16 protein-coding genes are annotated in these 12,414 nt (G+C 69.6%); 3 read left to right on the forward strand and 13 right to left on the reverse strand.

Annotated elements, in window-relative coordinates; genetic code table 11:
• The first annotated feature begins 3 nt into the window (after window positions 1-3).
• Window positions 4-801 (forward strand): hypothetical protein, encoded by a 798-nt coding sequence (locus tag C9J87_RS10025; RefSeq protein WP_107705461.1) that lies wholly within the window; start codon window positions 4-6, stop codon window positions 799-801.
• A 38-nt stretch (window positions 802-839) separates the two neighbouring features.
• On the opposite strand, the gene C9J87_RS10030 is transcribed toward C9J87_RS10025, so the two are convergent.
• The 13 genes from C9J87_RS10030 to C9J87_RS10090 form a co-directional block, all read right to left on the reverse strand.
• Window positions 840-1,382 (reverse strand): NYN domain-containing protein, encoded by a 543-nt coding sequence (locus tag C9J87_RS10030; protein WP_010833024.1) that lies wholly within the window; start codon window positions 1,380-1,382, stop codon window positions 840-842.
• Window positions 1,382-1,744: an ASCH domain-containing protein gene (locus tag C9J87_RS10035; protein ID WP_010833025.1), complete on the reverse strand. Its 363-nt coding sequence runs from the start codon at window positions 1,742-1,744 to the stop codon at window positions 1,382-1,384. The genes C9J87_RS10030 and C9J87_RS10035 overlap by 1 nt, the downstream gene beginning before the upstream one ends.
• A 30-nt stretch (window positions 1,745-1,774) precedes the next feature.
• Window positions 1,775-2,137 carry a hypothetical protein gene (locus tag C9J87_RS10040; protein WP_107705462.1) on the reverse strand — a complete coding sequence of 121 codons (363 nt, stop codon included), beginning with the start codon at window positions 2,135-2,137 and terminating at the stop codon, window positions 1,775-1,777.
• A gap of 2 nt (window positions 2,138-2,139) precedes the next feature.
• Window positions 2,140-2,505, reverse strand: a complete 366-nt coding sequence (locus C9J87_RS10045; protein WP_010833027.1) for a metal-sulfur cluster assembly factor — start codon at window positions 2,503-2,505, stop codon at window positions 2,140-2,142.
• Window positions 2,502-2,948: a Fe-S cluster assembly sulfur transfer protein SufU gene (sufU, locus tag C9J87_RS10050; RefSeq protein WP_010833028.1), complete on the reverse strand. Its 447-nt coding sequence runs from the start codon at window positions 2,946-2,948 to the stop codon at window positions 2,502-2,504. The genes C9J87_RS10045 and sufU overlap by 4 nt, the downstream gene beginning before the upstream one ends.
• Entirely contained in the window at window positions 2,948-4,204 is a 1,257-nt protein-coding gene (locus C9J87_RS10055; protein ID WP_107705463.1) for a cysteine desulfurase, read from the reverse strand. The genes sufU and C9J87_RS10055 overlap by 1 nt, the downstream gene beginning before the upstream one ends.
• A 48-nt stretch (window positions 4,205-4,252) precedes the next feature.
• Window positions 4,253-5,020 carry a Fe-S cluster assembly ATPase SufC gene (sufC, locus tag C9J87_RS10060; protein ID WP_010833030.1) on the reverse strand — a complete coding sequence of 256 codons (768 nt, stop codon included), beginning with the start codon at window positions 5,018-5,020 and terminating at the stop codon, window positions 4,253-4,255.
• Window positions 5,017-5,352 (reverse strand): non-heme iron oxygenase ferredoxin subunit, encoded by a 336-nt coding sequence (locus C9J87_RS10065; RefSeq protein WP_107705464.1) that lies wholly within the window; start codon window positions 5,350-5,352, stop codon window positions 5,017-5,019. Before C9J87_RS10065 ends, sufC begins: the two co-directional genes overlap by 4 nt.
• Window positions 5,349-6,542, reverse strand: a complete 1,194-nt coding sequence (sufD, locus tag C9J87_RS10070; RefSeq protein ID WP_036490707.1) for a Fe-S cluster assembly protein SufD — start codon at window positions 6,540-6,542, stop codon at window positions 5,349-5,351. Before sufD ends, C9J87_RS10065 begins: the two co-directional genes overlap by 4 nt.
• 50 nt (window positions 6,543-6,592) lie before the next feature.
• On the reverse strand, window positions 6,593-8,011 hold the full coding sequence (sufB, locus tag C9J87_RS10075) for a Fe-S cluster assembly protein SufB (protein ID WP_010833033.1): 1,419 nt from the start codon (window positions 8,009-8,011) through the stop codon (window positions 6,593-6,595).
• Window positions 8,008-8,688 carry a helix-turn-helix transcriptional regulator gene (locus C9J87_RS10080; protein WP_036490708.1) on the reverse strand — a complete coding sequence of 227 codons (681 nt, stop codon included), beginning with the start codon at window positions 8,686-8,688 and terminating at the stop codon, window positions 8,008-8,010. Before C9J87_RS10080 ends, sufB begins: the two co-directional genes overlap by 4 nt.
• A 101-nt stretch (window positions 8,689-8,789) precedes the next feature.
• Window positions 8,790-9,617 carry an ABC transporter permease gene (locus tag C9J87_RS10085; protein ID WP_010833035.1) on the reverse strand — a complete coding sequence of 276 codons (828 nt, stop codon included), beginning with the start codon at window positions 9,615-9,617 and terminating at the stop codon, window positions 8,790-8,792.
• Window positions 9,614-10,591, reverse strand: coding sequence for a daunorubicin resistance protein DrrA family ABC transporter ATP-binding protein (locus C9J87_RS10090; protein ID WP_010833036.1), 978 nt, complete (start codon window positions 10,589-10,591; stop codon window positions 9,614-9,616). The genes C9J87_RS10085 and C9J87_RS10090 overlap by 4 nt, the downstream gene beginning before the upstream one ends.
• A gap of 72 nt (window positions 10,592-10,663) precedes the next feature.
• On the opposite strand from C9J87_RS10090, the gene C9J87_RS10095 reads away from it, so the two are divergent.
• Window positions 10,664-11,626, forward strand: coding sequence for an ABC transporter ATP-binding protein (locus tag C9J87_RS10095; RefSeq protein WP_232820024.1), 963 nt, complete (start codon window positions 10,664-10,666; stop codon window positions 11,624-11,626).
• On the forward strand, window positions 11,623-12,414 hold the full coding sequence (locus C9J87_RS10100; RefSeq protein ID WP_010833038.1) for an ABC transporter permease: 792 nt from the start codon (window positions 11,623-11,625) through the stop codon (window positions 12,412-12,414). The genes C9J87_RS10095 and C9J87_RS10100 overlap by 4 nt, the downstream gene beginning before the upstream one ends.

Below are 12,414 nucleotides of genomic sequence, written 5' to 3' on the forward strand. Positions count from 1 at the left end.
TGCATGCGCCTCCTCCTGCCGGCCGCCCTGCTGATGGTGCTCGCCGCGTGCGGGACCGCGGACCGGGCCGGCGACACCCCTGAGCTCGTCGACGGGCTCCACCTCCCCGCCCCCGGTGACCCGGAGAGCTGGTCGTCCGGGCGGTCCCCGACGTTCCAGGTCCTCACTGCCGACGGGAAGCAGCTGGAGCTGACGGCCTGGACCTTCTGCGGGCCCGGCATCTGCGCCGACGGGGCACCCCCGGACGACCCGCCCGCGATCGGCAGCGCCGAGGAGCTCGTGTTCGGCTTCGAGCAGCCGGGGTGGGAGTTCACGGACGTGACCTTCCGCGAGCGTGGTGCCGCCTGCCCGCGTCAGATCACGGTCGCCGCCGAACGCCTTGGCCCGCGCACCTTCCGGGTCCCCCCGGCCGGGCGCGCAGGGGACTGGGACGTCGACATCTTCGGGCGCGGCCCGGAGGGCGACGCCGTCACCACCGTCCGCTGGCGCACGCCCGTCGACGGCACGACGCCAGCGGAGGCGACCGGCGTCCTCGCAGTGTTGGCCGAGCACGACGGCGAGCTCGACAGCTACGGCGTGGAGCTCTCCCTCTCCGACCTCGCCTCGCACCCCGAGCGCGCCGCTGCAACCGTCACCGTGACCTCGGCGCAGGGTCGCAGCGCCACCCTGACGCCGCGACCCGACTGGGGCAGGGGCCGTTCGACTACCGGGTGGAGCTGGACCTCGACGGCACGACCCACGTCGGTCGGGCCACGTGGCCCGGCGACGAGATCGAGGACTATGCGCCGTACGCCGCACTGACCTGGACGCCGCCGCTGCCGGTGCACACCGGCTGACTCCTAGAGGAAGTCGAGCGGGTCGAACTCGTCGATCGGGATGACCTTGACGCGCGGCAGCGCGGAGTTGAACGCGCCAACGTCGTACTCGAGGTCGATGATCCGCAGTCCGGGCAACCCTCGGAAGGAGGCGTTGACGAACTCGCCGAAGCCGACCACGCCGACCTGCCGGGTGCCGTCGCACAGGGCGGAGACCTGCTCGAGGAAGTCACCGTCGTGGCTGGCCAGGATGACGTCGGCCTCGCGCGCGAGCAGCGCCTCGGCCGTGCGCTGGATGGCGATGTCGACGACCTTGCCGGCGCCGCTCAGCGGGACCGGCGTGAAGCCGATCGCGATCAGTGCCTGGACGAAGGTGGTGGGCATCTCGGTGCCGGCGGCGAGGAAGAACAGTCCCGTCACCGGCTGGTCGAAGCTCCGCTCGCTCCACTCGAGCAGTCGGTCCCAGCGAGGACGCTCCTCGGGGCGCGGGCGCCGCCCGAGGATCGAGTTGCCGAGGGTCGCGTCGATGTTCTCCCCGTCGACGAGGAGGTAGGTCTTGCGCTCCATCAGGACTCGGCCCGGTAGATCACCCGGAAGCGCTCGACGATGTCGTCGCCGATCTCCACCTCTTCGATCTCGAGCAGGGCCACCGGGTGACCGGCCCCGTTGCACAGGATCGACAGGGCGCCCGCGACCGGCCGCTCCACGGCCTCGTCGGCGAACTCCGAGGCCGGCGTCGAGGTCTCGAGCCGATCGTCGGAGTCGAGCCCCGCGACGAACTCGTCGGCCTCCTCCGGCGTCTCGCCGAAGGACCAGGCCGGCGGCCGGACGACCTCGAGTGTGGTCGGGCCGAAGTAGGCCGGCGCCACGTTGAGCTTGGCGTGGAACCGCGCCAGCTCCCAGAAGGTGGCAATCTCGTCGTCCGTCATGTCGGCGACACTAGCCCCCCGGGGTGCGCGTCAGCCCTGCCGCGGGGGGAGCTTCGCCAGGGCGTCTCGGACCAGGGCGACCCGGGCGGCCACCGCGACCTTGCCCCGCAGCCCGCGCGCGCCCTCGCCCAGGCTCTCCTGGACGGCCGCCAGCACCTGGCCGTCGCTGAAGGTGGGGCGGGTGCCGGCAGCCACCTCGACGTCCGGGAGCGCCAGCAGGACGGGCAGCACCTGGCTCCCGACGGCGTCGAGCACCTGGTAGCGCTCGTGCCGGCTCATGGCGGCCCAGGCGTCGTCGCGATCGCGTCGCCGTACGCCTCGACGGCGCATGGCGACGACGGTCTTGGCGGCGCTGGTGACCGCCTCGGTCAGCTCGTGCTCGGTGAAGCGCACGCTCAGACGTTGAAGCCCAGGGCGCGCAGCTGCTCGCGGCCGTCGTCGGAGATCTTGTCCGGACCCCACGGCGGCATCCACACCCAGTTGATGGCCACGTCGTTGACGAGACCCTCCAGGGCGGAGTTGGTCTGGTCCTGGATCACGTCGGTGAGCGGGCAGGCCGCCGAGGTGAGCGTCATGTCGATGACGACGTTGGACCCCTCGTCGAGGTGCACGTCGTAGACCAGGCCGAGGTCGACCACGTTGATCCCGAGCTCGGGGTCGACGACGTCCTTCATCGCCTCGGTGACGTCGTCCACGGTGACGGTCGAGCCGCCACCCGCGGCAGCAGGCACGTCGGGCAGGTCGCTGTTGTCGATGGTCATGAGTTCTCCGATCTGAGGGACTGGGAGGTCGCGTCTTTCCACGCCATCCACGAGAGCAGGGCGCACTTCACGCGCGCGGGGAACTTGGCGACACCGGCGAACGCGATGCCGTCCTCCAGGACGTCCTCGTCGGGCTCGACCTGGCCCTTGCCCTGCATGAGCTCCAAGAAGGTCTGGTGGATCTGCATCGCCTCCTCGACGGACTTGCCGATCAGCAGGTCGGTCATCACGGAGGCGGAGGCCTGGGAGATCGAGCAGCCGAGGGCGTCGTACGACACGTCCTCCACCTTGTCCCCGGCGACGTGCACGCGCAAGGTCACCTCGTCGCCGCACGTCGGGTTGACGTGGTGCACCTCGGCCTCGAACGGGTCGCGGAGGCCTGCGTGGTGGGGGTGCTTGTAGTGATCCAGGATGATCTCCTGGTAGAGGCTGTCGAGATCCATCAACTCACCTTGAAGTAGGAACGCGTGTAGTTGAGGCTCTCGACCAGCGCGTCGATCTCCGCCGGTGTCGTGTAGAGGTAGGACGACATGCGTGTCGAGGCCTGCACGCCGAAGCGCGCGTGCGCCGGCTTGGCGCAGTGGTGTCCCGCGCGCACCGCGATGCCGCGCGAGTCGAGGACCTGCGCGATGTCATGGGGGTGGACGTCGGCCAGCTCGAAGGAGATCGCTCCCCCGCGCGAGGCGGCATCCAGCGGGCCGAGGATGCGCACGCCGGGCACGGACGCCAGGCCCTCGAGGGCATAGCCGGTGACGGCCTGCTCGTGGGCGTGGATGGCGTCCAGACCGATGTGGTCGAGGTAGTCGACGGCGGCACCGAGACCGATGGCCTCGATGATCGGCGGCGTCCCGGCCTCGAACTTGTGCGGGATCCCTGCGTACGTCGATCGCGCCATCTTCACGGTCTCGATCATCTCGCCGCCGCCGTGGAACGGGGGCAGCGACTCGAGCACCTCGCGGCGCCCCCACAGCACGCCGATCCCGGTGGGCCCGACGACCTTGTGGCCGGTGAAGACGAGGATGTCGGCACCCGAGGCCACCACGTCGATGGGCAGCTGGGGCGCTGCCTGCGAGGCGTCCACGACCACGATGGCGCCGACCGCGTGCGCGCGCGCAGCGATCTCGGCCACCGGGTTGATGGTGCCCAGCATGTTGGAGACCCAGGTCAGCGACACGACCTTGGTGCGCTCGGTGATGAGCTCGTCGATGTTCGACAGGTCGAGCCGGCCGTCCTCGGTCAGCCCGAACCAGCGCAGCGTCGCGCCCTTGCGCTCGGTCAGCAGCTGCCACGGGACGATGTTGGAGTGGTGCTCCATCTCAGTGATGACGACCTCGTCGCCCTCACCGATGGACAGCTCAGCCGTCGCCCACGCCAGCGTGTTGGCCACCATGTTGAGCGCCTCGGTCGCGTTCTTGGTGAAGATCACCTCGTCGCGGCTCGGCGCCTTGATGAAGGCAGCGACCCGGTCACGGGCCGCCTCGAACGCCTCGGTCGACTCCGAGCCCAGCTGGTGCATGGCCCGGGAGATGTTGGCGTTGTGGCGCTCGAGGTGGTCGACCATCGTGTCGATGACGACCTGCGGCTTCTGCGACGTGTTGGCGCTGTCGAGGTAGACCAGCGGAAAGCCGCCCGCGAGCTGGCGCTCGAGGATCGGGAAGTCCTTGCGGATGACTTCCAGCTCCGGAAGCAGTCCTTCCATCACATGCCTACCTTCCTTGGTTTCGACGTCGCTCGCTGCGCTCGCTGCTCAACCGGCGACGGTGGCGGGCTTCGTGTACTTGTCGTAGCCCTCGGCCTCGAGCTGGTCGGCCAGCTCGGGACCGCCCTGCTCGGCGACGCGACCGTCGACGAAGACGTGGACGAAGTCGGGCTTGATGTAGCGCAGGATCCGCGTGTAGTGGGTGATGAGCAGCACGCCCTTGTCACCCGCGGCCTTGAACCGGTTGACGCCGTCGGAGACGACCTTCAGCGCGTCGATGTCGAGGCCGGAGTCGGTCTCGTCGAGCACCGCGACCTTGGGGGCGAGCAGCTCGAGCTGCGCGATCTCGTGGCGCTTCTTCTCGCCACCGGAGAAGCCCTCGTTGACGTTGCGCGTGGAGAAGGTGGGGTCGAGGTCGAGCGCCTGCAGGGAGGCGTTGACGTCCTTGATCCAGGTGCGGAGCTTGGGGGCCTCGCCGTCGATCGCGGTCTTCGCCGTACGCAGGAAGTTCGAGACCGAGACGCCGGGCACCTCGACGGGGTACTGCATCGCCAGGAACAGGCCGGCGCGGGCACGCTCGTCGACAGTCATCGCCAGCACGTCCTCACCGTCGAGGGTGACGGTGCCGCCGGTGACGGTGTACTTCGGGTGGCCGGCGATCGAGTAGGCCAGCGTCGACTTGCCCGAGCCGTTGGGGCCCATGATCGCGTGCGTCTCGCCGTCCTTGATCGTCAGCGTGACGCCCTTGAGGATCTCCTTGGGGCCGTCCTCGGTGTCGACGGAAACCTTCAGGTCCTTGATGACAAGCGTGCTCATGAGGGGGTCACTCCATTCAGGGTGGTCTCGACGTCGACATAGACGTCGTTGTCGCGAAGTTCGACTGGGAAGGTGGCGACCGGTTCGGTCGCGGGGAACGTGGTGGGCTTGCCGGTGCGCAGGTCGAAGGTCGAGCCGTGCAGCCAGCACTCGATGGTGCAGTTGGCGACCTCGCCCTCGGAGAGGGCGACGGCCGCGTGCGAGCAGAGGTCCTGGATCGCGAAGACCTCGTCGCCGTTGCGCGCCACGGCGACGTCGAGGTCGCCGATCGTCACGGCGAAGGCCTCGTCGACGGGGACCTCGTCGAGCGCGCAGGCGCGGACGAAGGTCATGCTCCGACCTCCGCGTCCTCGCGCAGCACGTTCTTGGCCAGCTCGGCCTCGACGGTGGCCATCAGCTTGTCCTCGATCGAGGGCACGCCGATCTTGCGGATCAGGTCGTTGAAGAACCCGTGCACCACGAGGCGGCGGGCTTCCTTGTCGTCGATGCCGCGCGAGCGGAGGTAGAACAGCTGCTCGTCGTCGAAGCGGGCCGTCGCCGAGGCGTGGCCGGCACCGGCGATCTCACCGGTCTCGATCTCCAGGTTGGGCACGGAGTCGGCGTGGCAGCCGTCGCTGAGCACCAGGTTGCGGTTCTCCTCGAAGGTCTCGATGCCCTCGGCCACCTTGCGGATCAGGACGTTGCCGACCCAGACGGTGTGTGCGCCCTGGCCCTGCAGCGCGCCCTTGTAGAGCACGTTGCTCTTGGTGCGCGGCGCGGTGTGGTCGGCGAAGAGGCGGTGCTCGATGTGCTGGCCCTCGTCGGCGAAGTAGAGGCCGAGCAGCTCGGCGGACCCGCCGGGGCCGTCGTACTGCACGTTGCAGTCCATCCGCACCACGTCGCCGCCGAACGTCACCGCCACGTGCTTGTACGTCGCGTCGCGACCGACGAGCGCCTGGTGGTGCGAGAGGTGGACGGCGTCGCCGGCCCAGTCCTGCAGGGACACGACCGTCACGTCGGCACCGTCGCCCACGACCACCTCGACCACGGCCGCGACCGCGGCGGAGCCGGTGTGGTTGACGACGATGACCCCACGGCTGTGCGCGCCGAAGCGCAGCGTCATGTGGGCACCCATGGTGGCGTCGAGGTCGACACCCTCGATCTCCATGAAGATCGGCTCGGCCATCTCGTGCTCGGCCGGCACGTCGACGAGGATGCTCGCCGGCACCTCGGCCAGGACGCGGGCAGCGAACCGGGCGTTGGGCGCCCACGCGGTCACGCCGCGCACGGACTGCGCCTCGTCGCCGGTGACGACGCGGATGTCCACGCCCTCGTGCTCGGTCCACGTCGCCTTGCACGAGCGCGCCGTCAGGGGCGCGTCGGCGTGCAGGCCACGCAGTCGCTTGAGCGGGGTGAAGCGCCAGATCTCCTCGCGGCCGGTCGGGACCACGTGGTCGGCGACGTCGAAGGAGCCCTGCGGGTGCAGGTGGCTCTCGACCTTGTCCACCTCGAGGGCAGACCGGACAGATTCCGTGACAGTCACAAATTCTCTTTCTACGTGCGGGGTGGACGGAGCGTGCTGATCCCGGAGGATCAGCCCACCGCGCCCTCCATCTGCAGCTCGATCAGTCGGTTGAGCTCGAGGGCGTACTCCATCGGCAGCTCCTTGGCGATCGGCTCCACGAAACCGCGGACGATCATCGCCATCGCCTCGTCCTGCTCCATGCCTCGCGACATGAGGTAGAAGAGCTGGTCGTCGGAGACCTTGGAGACGCTGGCCTCGTGACCCATCGACACGTCGTCCTCACGGATGTCGACGTACGGGTAGGTGTCCGAGCGCGAGATCTGGTCGACGAGCAGGGCGTCGCACAGCACGTTGGACTTCGAGCCGTAGGCGCCCTCGTTGACCTGGATCAGGCCGCGGTAGGAGGTGCGGCCACCACCGCGTGCCACCGACTTGGACAGGATGCTCGACGAGGTGTGCGGCGCCGCGTGCACCATCTTGGCGCCGGCGTCCTGGTGCTGGCCCTCGCCCGCGAACGCGATCGACAGCGTCTCGCCCTTGGCGTGCTCGCCCATCAGGTAGATGGCGGGGTACTTCATCGTCACCTTCGAGCCGATGTTGCCGTCGACCCACTCCATGGTGGCGCCGGCCTCGCAGACGGCGCGCTTGGTGACGAGGTTGTAGACGTTGTTCGACCAGTTCTGGATGGTCGTGTAGCGGCAGCGGCCGCCCTTCTTCACGATGATCTCGACCACGGCCGAGTGCAGCGAGTCGGAGGAGTAGATCGGCGCGGTGCAGCCCTCGACGTAGTGCACGTAGGCGTCCTCGTCGACGATGATCAGCGTGCGCTCGAACTGCCCCATGTTCTCGGTGTTGATCCGGAAGTAGGCCTGCAGCGGGATGTCGACGTGGACACCCTTCGGCACGTAGATGAACGAGCCACCCGACCACACCGAGGTGTTGAGCGCGGCGAACTTGTTGTCGCCGACCGGGATCACGGTGCCGAAGTACTCCTGGAAGAGCTCGGGCTGCTCGCGCAGGGCGGTGTCGGTGTCGAGGAAGAGCACGCCCTGGGCCTCGAGGTCCTCACGGATCGAGTGGTAGACGACCTCGGACTCGTACTGCGCCGCGACACCGGACACGAGGCGCTGCTTCTCCGCCTCGGGGATGCCGAGCTTGTCGTAGGTGTTCTTGATGTCCTCGGGCAGGTCGTCCCACGAGGTCGCCTGCTTCTCGCTGGAGCGGACGAAGTACTTGATGTTGTCGAAGTCGATGGCCGACAGGTCGGAACCCCAGGTCGGCATCGGCTTGCGGTGGAAGAGCTTGAGGCCCTTCAGGCGCAGGTCGAGCATCCACTGCGGCTCGGACTTGAGCGCGGAGATGTTACGGACGACGTCCTCGCTGAGACCGCGCTTCGCGTCGGCACCGACGTCGTTCTTGTCGGACCAGCCGAACTCGTAACGGCCGATGCCCTGGAGCTCGGGGTTCAGTTCTTCGATGGAGGTCATGCCTTCTCCTTCTGGGTGGTGGGGATGCAAGTCGTACAGACGCCATCGCCGTGGGCGATGGTCGCGAGCCGCTGGACGTGGGTGCCGAGCACGCGGCCGATGGCCTCGGTCTCGGCCTCGCACAGCTGCGGGAACTCGTGGGCCACGTGCGAGACGGGGCAGTGCTGCTGGCAGAGCTGGTCGCCGATGGGCAGGGTGCGCACGCTGGCGGCATAGCCCTCGGCGCTGAACACCCGGGCCAGCGCCTCGGCCGGCGTCAGGCTCGAGTCCTCGGCCACGACGGCGGCGTAGTCACGCTCGACGAAGGCCACCCGGCGACGGGCGAACTCCATCACGGCCGCGTCGCCACCGGTCTCGGCGACGAACCTGAGGGCTTGTACGGCGAGGTCGTCGTACTGCTGCACGAAGGCGTCGCGTCCGGTGTCGGTGAGCGCGAAGACCTTGGCCGGCCGACCGCGACCGCGGTTGCCGTAGACCTTCTGGTCGCGCGCCTCGACGGTGCCGTCCTCGGTCAGGTGATCGAGGTGGCGGCGCACCGCAGCGGCGGTCAGGTCCAACCGGGCGGCCAGGTCGGCGGCCGTGGAGGGGCCGTTCTCGAGGATCGACCGCGCCACCCGGTCACGGGTGGGTGCGTCCCCGTCGGGGGTCCCCCCGGCGCGCGTGGTGGTCGGCCTCATGAATTGCACAACGTAAGTGTGACGTTAATGCTTCCACCTGTTCAAGCAAGGCTGCCCTAACCTCGCCGCCGACCTGGCCGCCGGCCTGGCCGCGAGCCGCCTCAGTCGGCGGTGCGCTTCTTGAAGGTGCGGATGGCCAGCGGAGCCAAGGTGGCGGTCAGCAGCACGATCCAGCCGAGCGTGAACGGGATCGGGTGGTGCATCGGGAACGCCGCGCCCTCGGCGAGCTGGTAGTCGTTGCCCCAGAGCACGCGCACGGCCTGGGTCAGCGACGAGATCGGGTTCCACTCCGCGACGAACCGCAGCCAGGACGGCATGCCGTCGGTCGGCGCGAAGGTGTTGGCCAGGAAGGTGACCGGGAACATGGTGGCGAACATCACACCGTTGACCGCCTCGACCGAGCGCATGGCCGATCCCACCAGGATGCCCACCCAGATCATCGCGAAGGCCCAGCCCACCAGCAGGAGGTAGCCGAGCAGCGCCTCGAGGATGTTGGTGTGGATCCGCCAGCCGATCGCGAGCCCGGTCAGCGACATCACCACCAGCCCGATCGAGGAGTGCGCGACGCTGGAGAACGAGCGGCCCACCAGCACGGCGGCGGGATTGATCGGCAGCGACCGCATCCGGTCGACGATCCCCTTCTCCAGGTCGGCCGTGAGACCCACCGCGACGATGAAGGACGAGAAGGCCACGGTCTGGGCCATGATCCCGGGCAGCAGGAAGGCCTTGTAGCCGCCATCGATCGGGACGTCGATCGAGCTGCCGAAGACATAGGCGAAGAGCAGCACGAACATCACCGGCTGGATGGTGACGTCCATCAGCATCTCGGGCATGCGCTTGATGTGGATGAAGTTGCGACGCGCGATCGCCAGCGACTGGCCGAGCAGGCCGGTCTCGCGGATCTGCGGGCGTTCCAGGGTCGTCGTCATGAGACCAGTTCCTCGTCTGCGTCAGGGGCGGTGTCCTCGGCGCGGTGGCCGGTCAGGTGCAGGAAGACGTCGTCGAGGCTGGGGCGCTTGAGCCCGATGTCGTCGAGGACGATCGCACTCTCGTCGAAGAGCCCGGCGACCTTCGTCATGTGGCCCAGGCCCTCGGCGGGCGCGGTGAGCTGGCGAGCACCGGCGTCGACGTGCACCTCGCGCACGTGCGGGCGGATCAGCGCTTCGGCCCGCTCGAGGTCCCCGGCGTGCGACACGGTGACGACCTGGGCGGCGGCGCCGGACTGGTCCTTGAGCTGCAGCGGCGTGCCCTCGGCGATCACGGTGCCGCGGTCGATGACCACGATGTTGTCGGCCAGCTGGTCGGCCTCCTCGAGGTACTGCGTCGTCAGCAGCAGCGTCGTGCCGTCGGCGACGAGCTCGCGCAGCACCTCCCACAGCTCGACGCGCGAGCGCGGGTCGAGGCCGGTGGTCGGCTCGTCGAGGAAGAGCACCGGCGGCGTCGCGATCAGGCTGACCGCCAGGTCGAGGCGCCGGCGCATGCCGCCGGAGTAGGTCTTGGCGATGCGATCGCCCGCCTCGGCGAGCGAGAACCGCTCGAGCAGCTCGTCGCCGGCACGCTTGATGTAGCCCGCGTCGAGGCCGTAGAGCTGGCCGATGAGACGCAGGTTCTCCCGCCCGGTCAACAGCTCGTCGACCGTGGCCGCCTGGCCGGTCAGGCCCATGCTGCGGCGGACGGCGGCGGGATCGGTCAGGACGTCGTGGCCCGCCACCCGGGCGGTGCCGGAGGTGGGGGCGGTGAGGGTGGTCATCATGCGCACGGTCGTCGTCTTGCCGGCGCCGTTGGGGCCGAGCAGCCCGAGCACCGTGCCCTGGGGGACGACGAAGGAGACGCCGTCGACGGCGACGGTCTCGCCGAAATGCTTGACGAGGTTTTCGGCCTCGATCGCGTGGTGGGAAGTCATGCGCCAACCGTAGTCGTGACCACGGACAGGGCGCGTCCGGTTTGTTCTCGGTGCACTCCTAGACTCACGGCCGTGCCCGTCGAGTCCCACGCTGTGTCGTCCGCCAGCGAGCTGGCCGTCGACATCGACGGGCTGGTGATGGCGTACGGCGACAAGGTGGCCGTCGACGGACTGTCCATGCAGGTCGCCCGCGGGTCGATCACGGCGGTCCTCGGCCCCAACGGTGCCGGCAAGACCACCACCCTCGAGACGTGCGAGGGCTACCGCCGACCGCAGGCCGGGACCGTGCGCGTGCTCGGACTCGACCCCCACCGCCAACGGCGCGAGCTGCTCCCCCGCGTCGGCGTGATGCTCCAGTCCGGCGGTGCCTGGAGCGGCGTGCGCGCGATGGAGATGCTCGACCACGTCGCCGCCCTGCACGCCCACCCGCTCGACACCGCGATGCTGCACGACCGCCTCGGTCTGGCGGACTGCGGCCGGACCCCCTACCGGCGCCTCTCCGGCGGGCAGCAGCAGCGCCTGGGCCTGGCGATGGCGCTCGTCGGCCGTCCCGAGCTCGTCTTCGTCGACGAGCCGACCGCCGGCATGGACCCGCAGGCCCGGCGCACCACCTGGGGGCTGCTCGAGGAGGTGCGCCGCGACGGCGTCACCGTCGTGCTCACCACCCACCACATGGACGAGGCCGAGCACCTCGCCGACCAGATCCACATCATCGACCACGGCCGGCTGATCGCCTCGGGGTCACCGACCGAGCTCACGAGCGGCGGCCACACCGCCACGATCCGGCTCGTCGTCACCCGTCCCTTCCCCGAGGGCGCCCCGGAGTCGCTGGGTGCCGAGCTCGGCCCCCGGACGTCGGTCACCCAGCTCGACGCCCGGAGCATGCTCGTCACCGGCCCCGCCGACGGCAGCACGCTACGGATCGTCTCGCAGTGGTGCGAGAGCCACGACGTCGTGCCGGAGTCGCTCGCGCTGGGACGCCAGACCCTCGAGGACGTGTTCTTGACGCTCACCGGACGCGAGCTGGCCGAATGAGCGCCCAGCTCGGCGGGTTCACCCCCGCCCCCGGTGCCGCTCCGTTCGCCCGGCAGGTCGCGACCCAGGCCCGCATGGAGGCGCGGCTGATGCTGCGCAACGGCGAGCAGCTGCTGCTCGCCATCGTGATCCCGGTGATCGTGCTCGTCGGCGGCGTCCTCGGCGCCGAGCGGCTCGGGCTCGACCTCGACGGACACCAGCCCGTCGACGTACTCGCTCCGGGCGTCCTCGCCCTCGCCGTCATGTCCACCGCGTTCACCTCGATCGCCATCGCCACCGGGTTCGAGCGTCGCTACGGCGTGATCAAGCGCCTCGGTGCCTCTCCCCTGCCGCGCTCCGGCCTCCTGCTCGGCAAGGTGCTGGCGCTGCTCAACGTCGTCGCCCTCCAGCTCGTCGTGCTGGTCGTGGTCGGCCTGCTGCTCGGCTGGCGGCCGTCGCTCGACAACCCGCCCGTGTCGATCGGCGCCACCATGCTCGCGGTCGCCGCCGGCACCTGGGCCTTCGCCTCGCTGGGCCTCCTCGTCGCCGGGCTGCTGCGGGCCGAGGCGACGCTGGCGCTCGCCAACCTCGTCTACCTCCTGCTGATGGTCGGGGGCGGGGTCGTCCTGCCCACCTCGTCGTACGGCGCCGCGTCGGCCGTCATCGGCTGGCTGCCCTCCGCCGCGCTGGGCGACGCGATGCGCGCCGCCCTCGTCGACGCTCGCCTGGACCTCACCGCCATCGTCATCCTCGTGGCGTGGGGAGTCCTCGGGACCCTGCTCACCGCCCGCACCTTCAAATGGGAATAG

Source organism: Nocardioides allogilvus, from assembly GCF_003047285.1.
In the GTDB taxonomy this organism is placed as follows: domain Bacteria; phylum Actinomycetota; class Actinomycetes; order Propionibacteriales; family Nocardioidaceae; genus Nocardioides; species Nocardioides allogilvus.

Coding starts and splice junctions, on each gene's coding strand:
- C9J87_RS10025 (WP_107705461.1), top strand. CDS start 4: ATGCGCCTCCTCCTGCCGGCCGCCCTGCTGATGGTGCTCGCCGCGTGC.
- C9J87_RS10030 (WP_010833024.1), bottom strand. CDS start 1,382: ATGGAGCGCAAGACCTACCTCCTCGTCGACGGGGAGAACATCGACGCG.
- C9J87_RS10035 (WP_010833025.1), bottom strand. CDS start 1,744: ATGACGGACGACGAGATTGCCACCTTCTGGGAGCTGGCGCGGTTCCAC.
- C9J87_RS10045 (WP_010833027.1), bottom strand. CDS start 2,505: ATGACCATCGACAACAGCGACCTGCCCGACGTGCCTGCTGCCGCGGGT.
- sufU (WP_010833028.1), bottom strand. CDS start 2,948: ATGGATCTCGACAGCCTCTACCAGGAGATCATCCTGGATCACTACAAG.
- C9J87_RS10055 (WP_107705463.1), bottom strand. CDS start 4,204: ATGGAAGGACTGCTTCCGGAGCTGGAAGTCATCCGCAAGGACTTCCCG.
- sufC (WP_010833030.1), bottom strand. CDS start 5,020: ATGAGCACGCTTGTCATCAAGGACCTGAAGGTTTCCGTCGACACCGAG.
- C9J87_RS10065 (WP_107705464.1), bottom strand. CDS start 5,352: ATGACCTTCGTCCGCGCCTGCGCGCTCGACGAGGTCCCCGTCGACGAG.
- sufB (WP_010833033.1), bottom strand. CDS start 8,011: ATGACCTCCATCGAAGAACTGAACCCCGAGCTCCAGGGCATCGGCCGT.
- C9J87_RS10080 (WP_036490708.1), bottom strand. CDS start 8,688: ATGAGGCCGACCACCACGCGCGCCGGGGGGACCCCCGACGGGGACGCA.
- C9J87_RS10085 (WP_010833035.1), bottom strand. CDS start 9,617: ATGACGACGACCCTGGAACGCCCGCAGATCCGCGAGACCGGCCTGCTC.
- C9J87_RS10090 (WP_010833036.1), bottom strand. CDS start 10,591: ATGACTTCCCACCACGCGATCGAGGCCGAAAACCTCGTCAAGCATTTC.
- C9J87_RS10100 (WP_010833038.1), top strand. CDS start 11,623: ATGAGCGCCCAGCTCGGCGGGTTCACCCCCGCCCCCGGTGCCGCTCCG.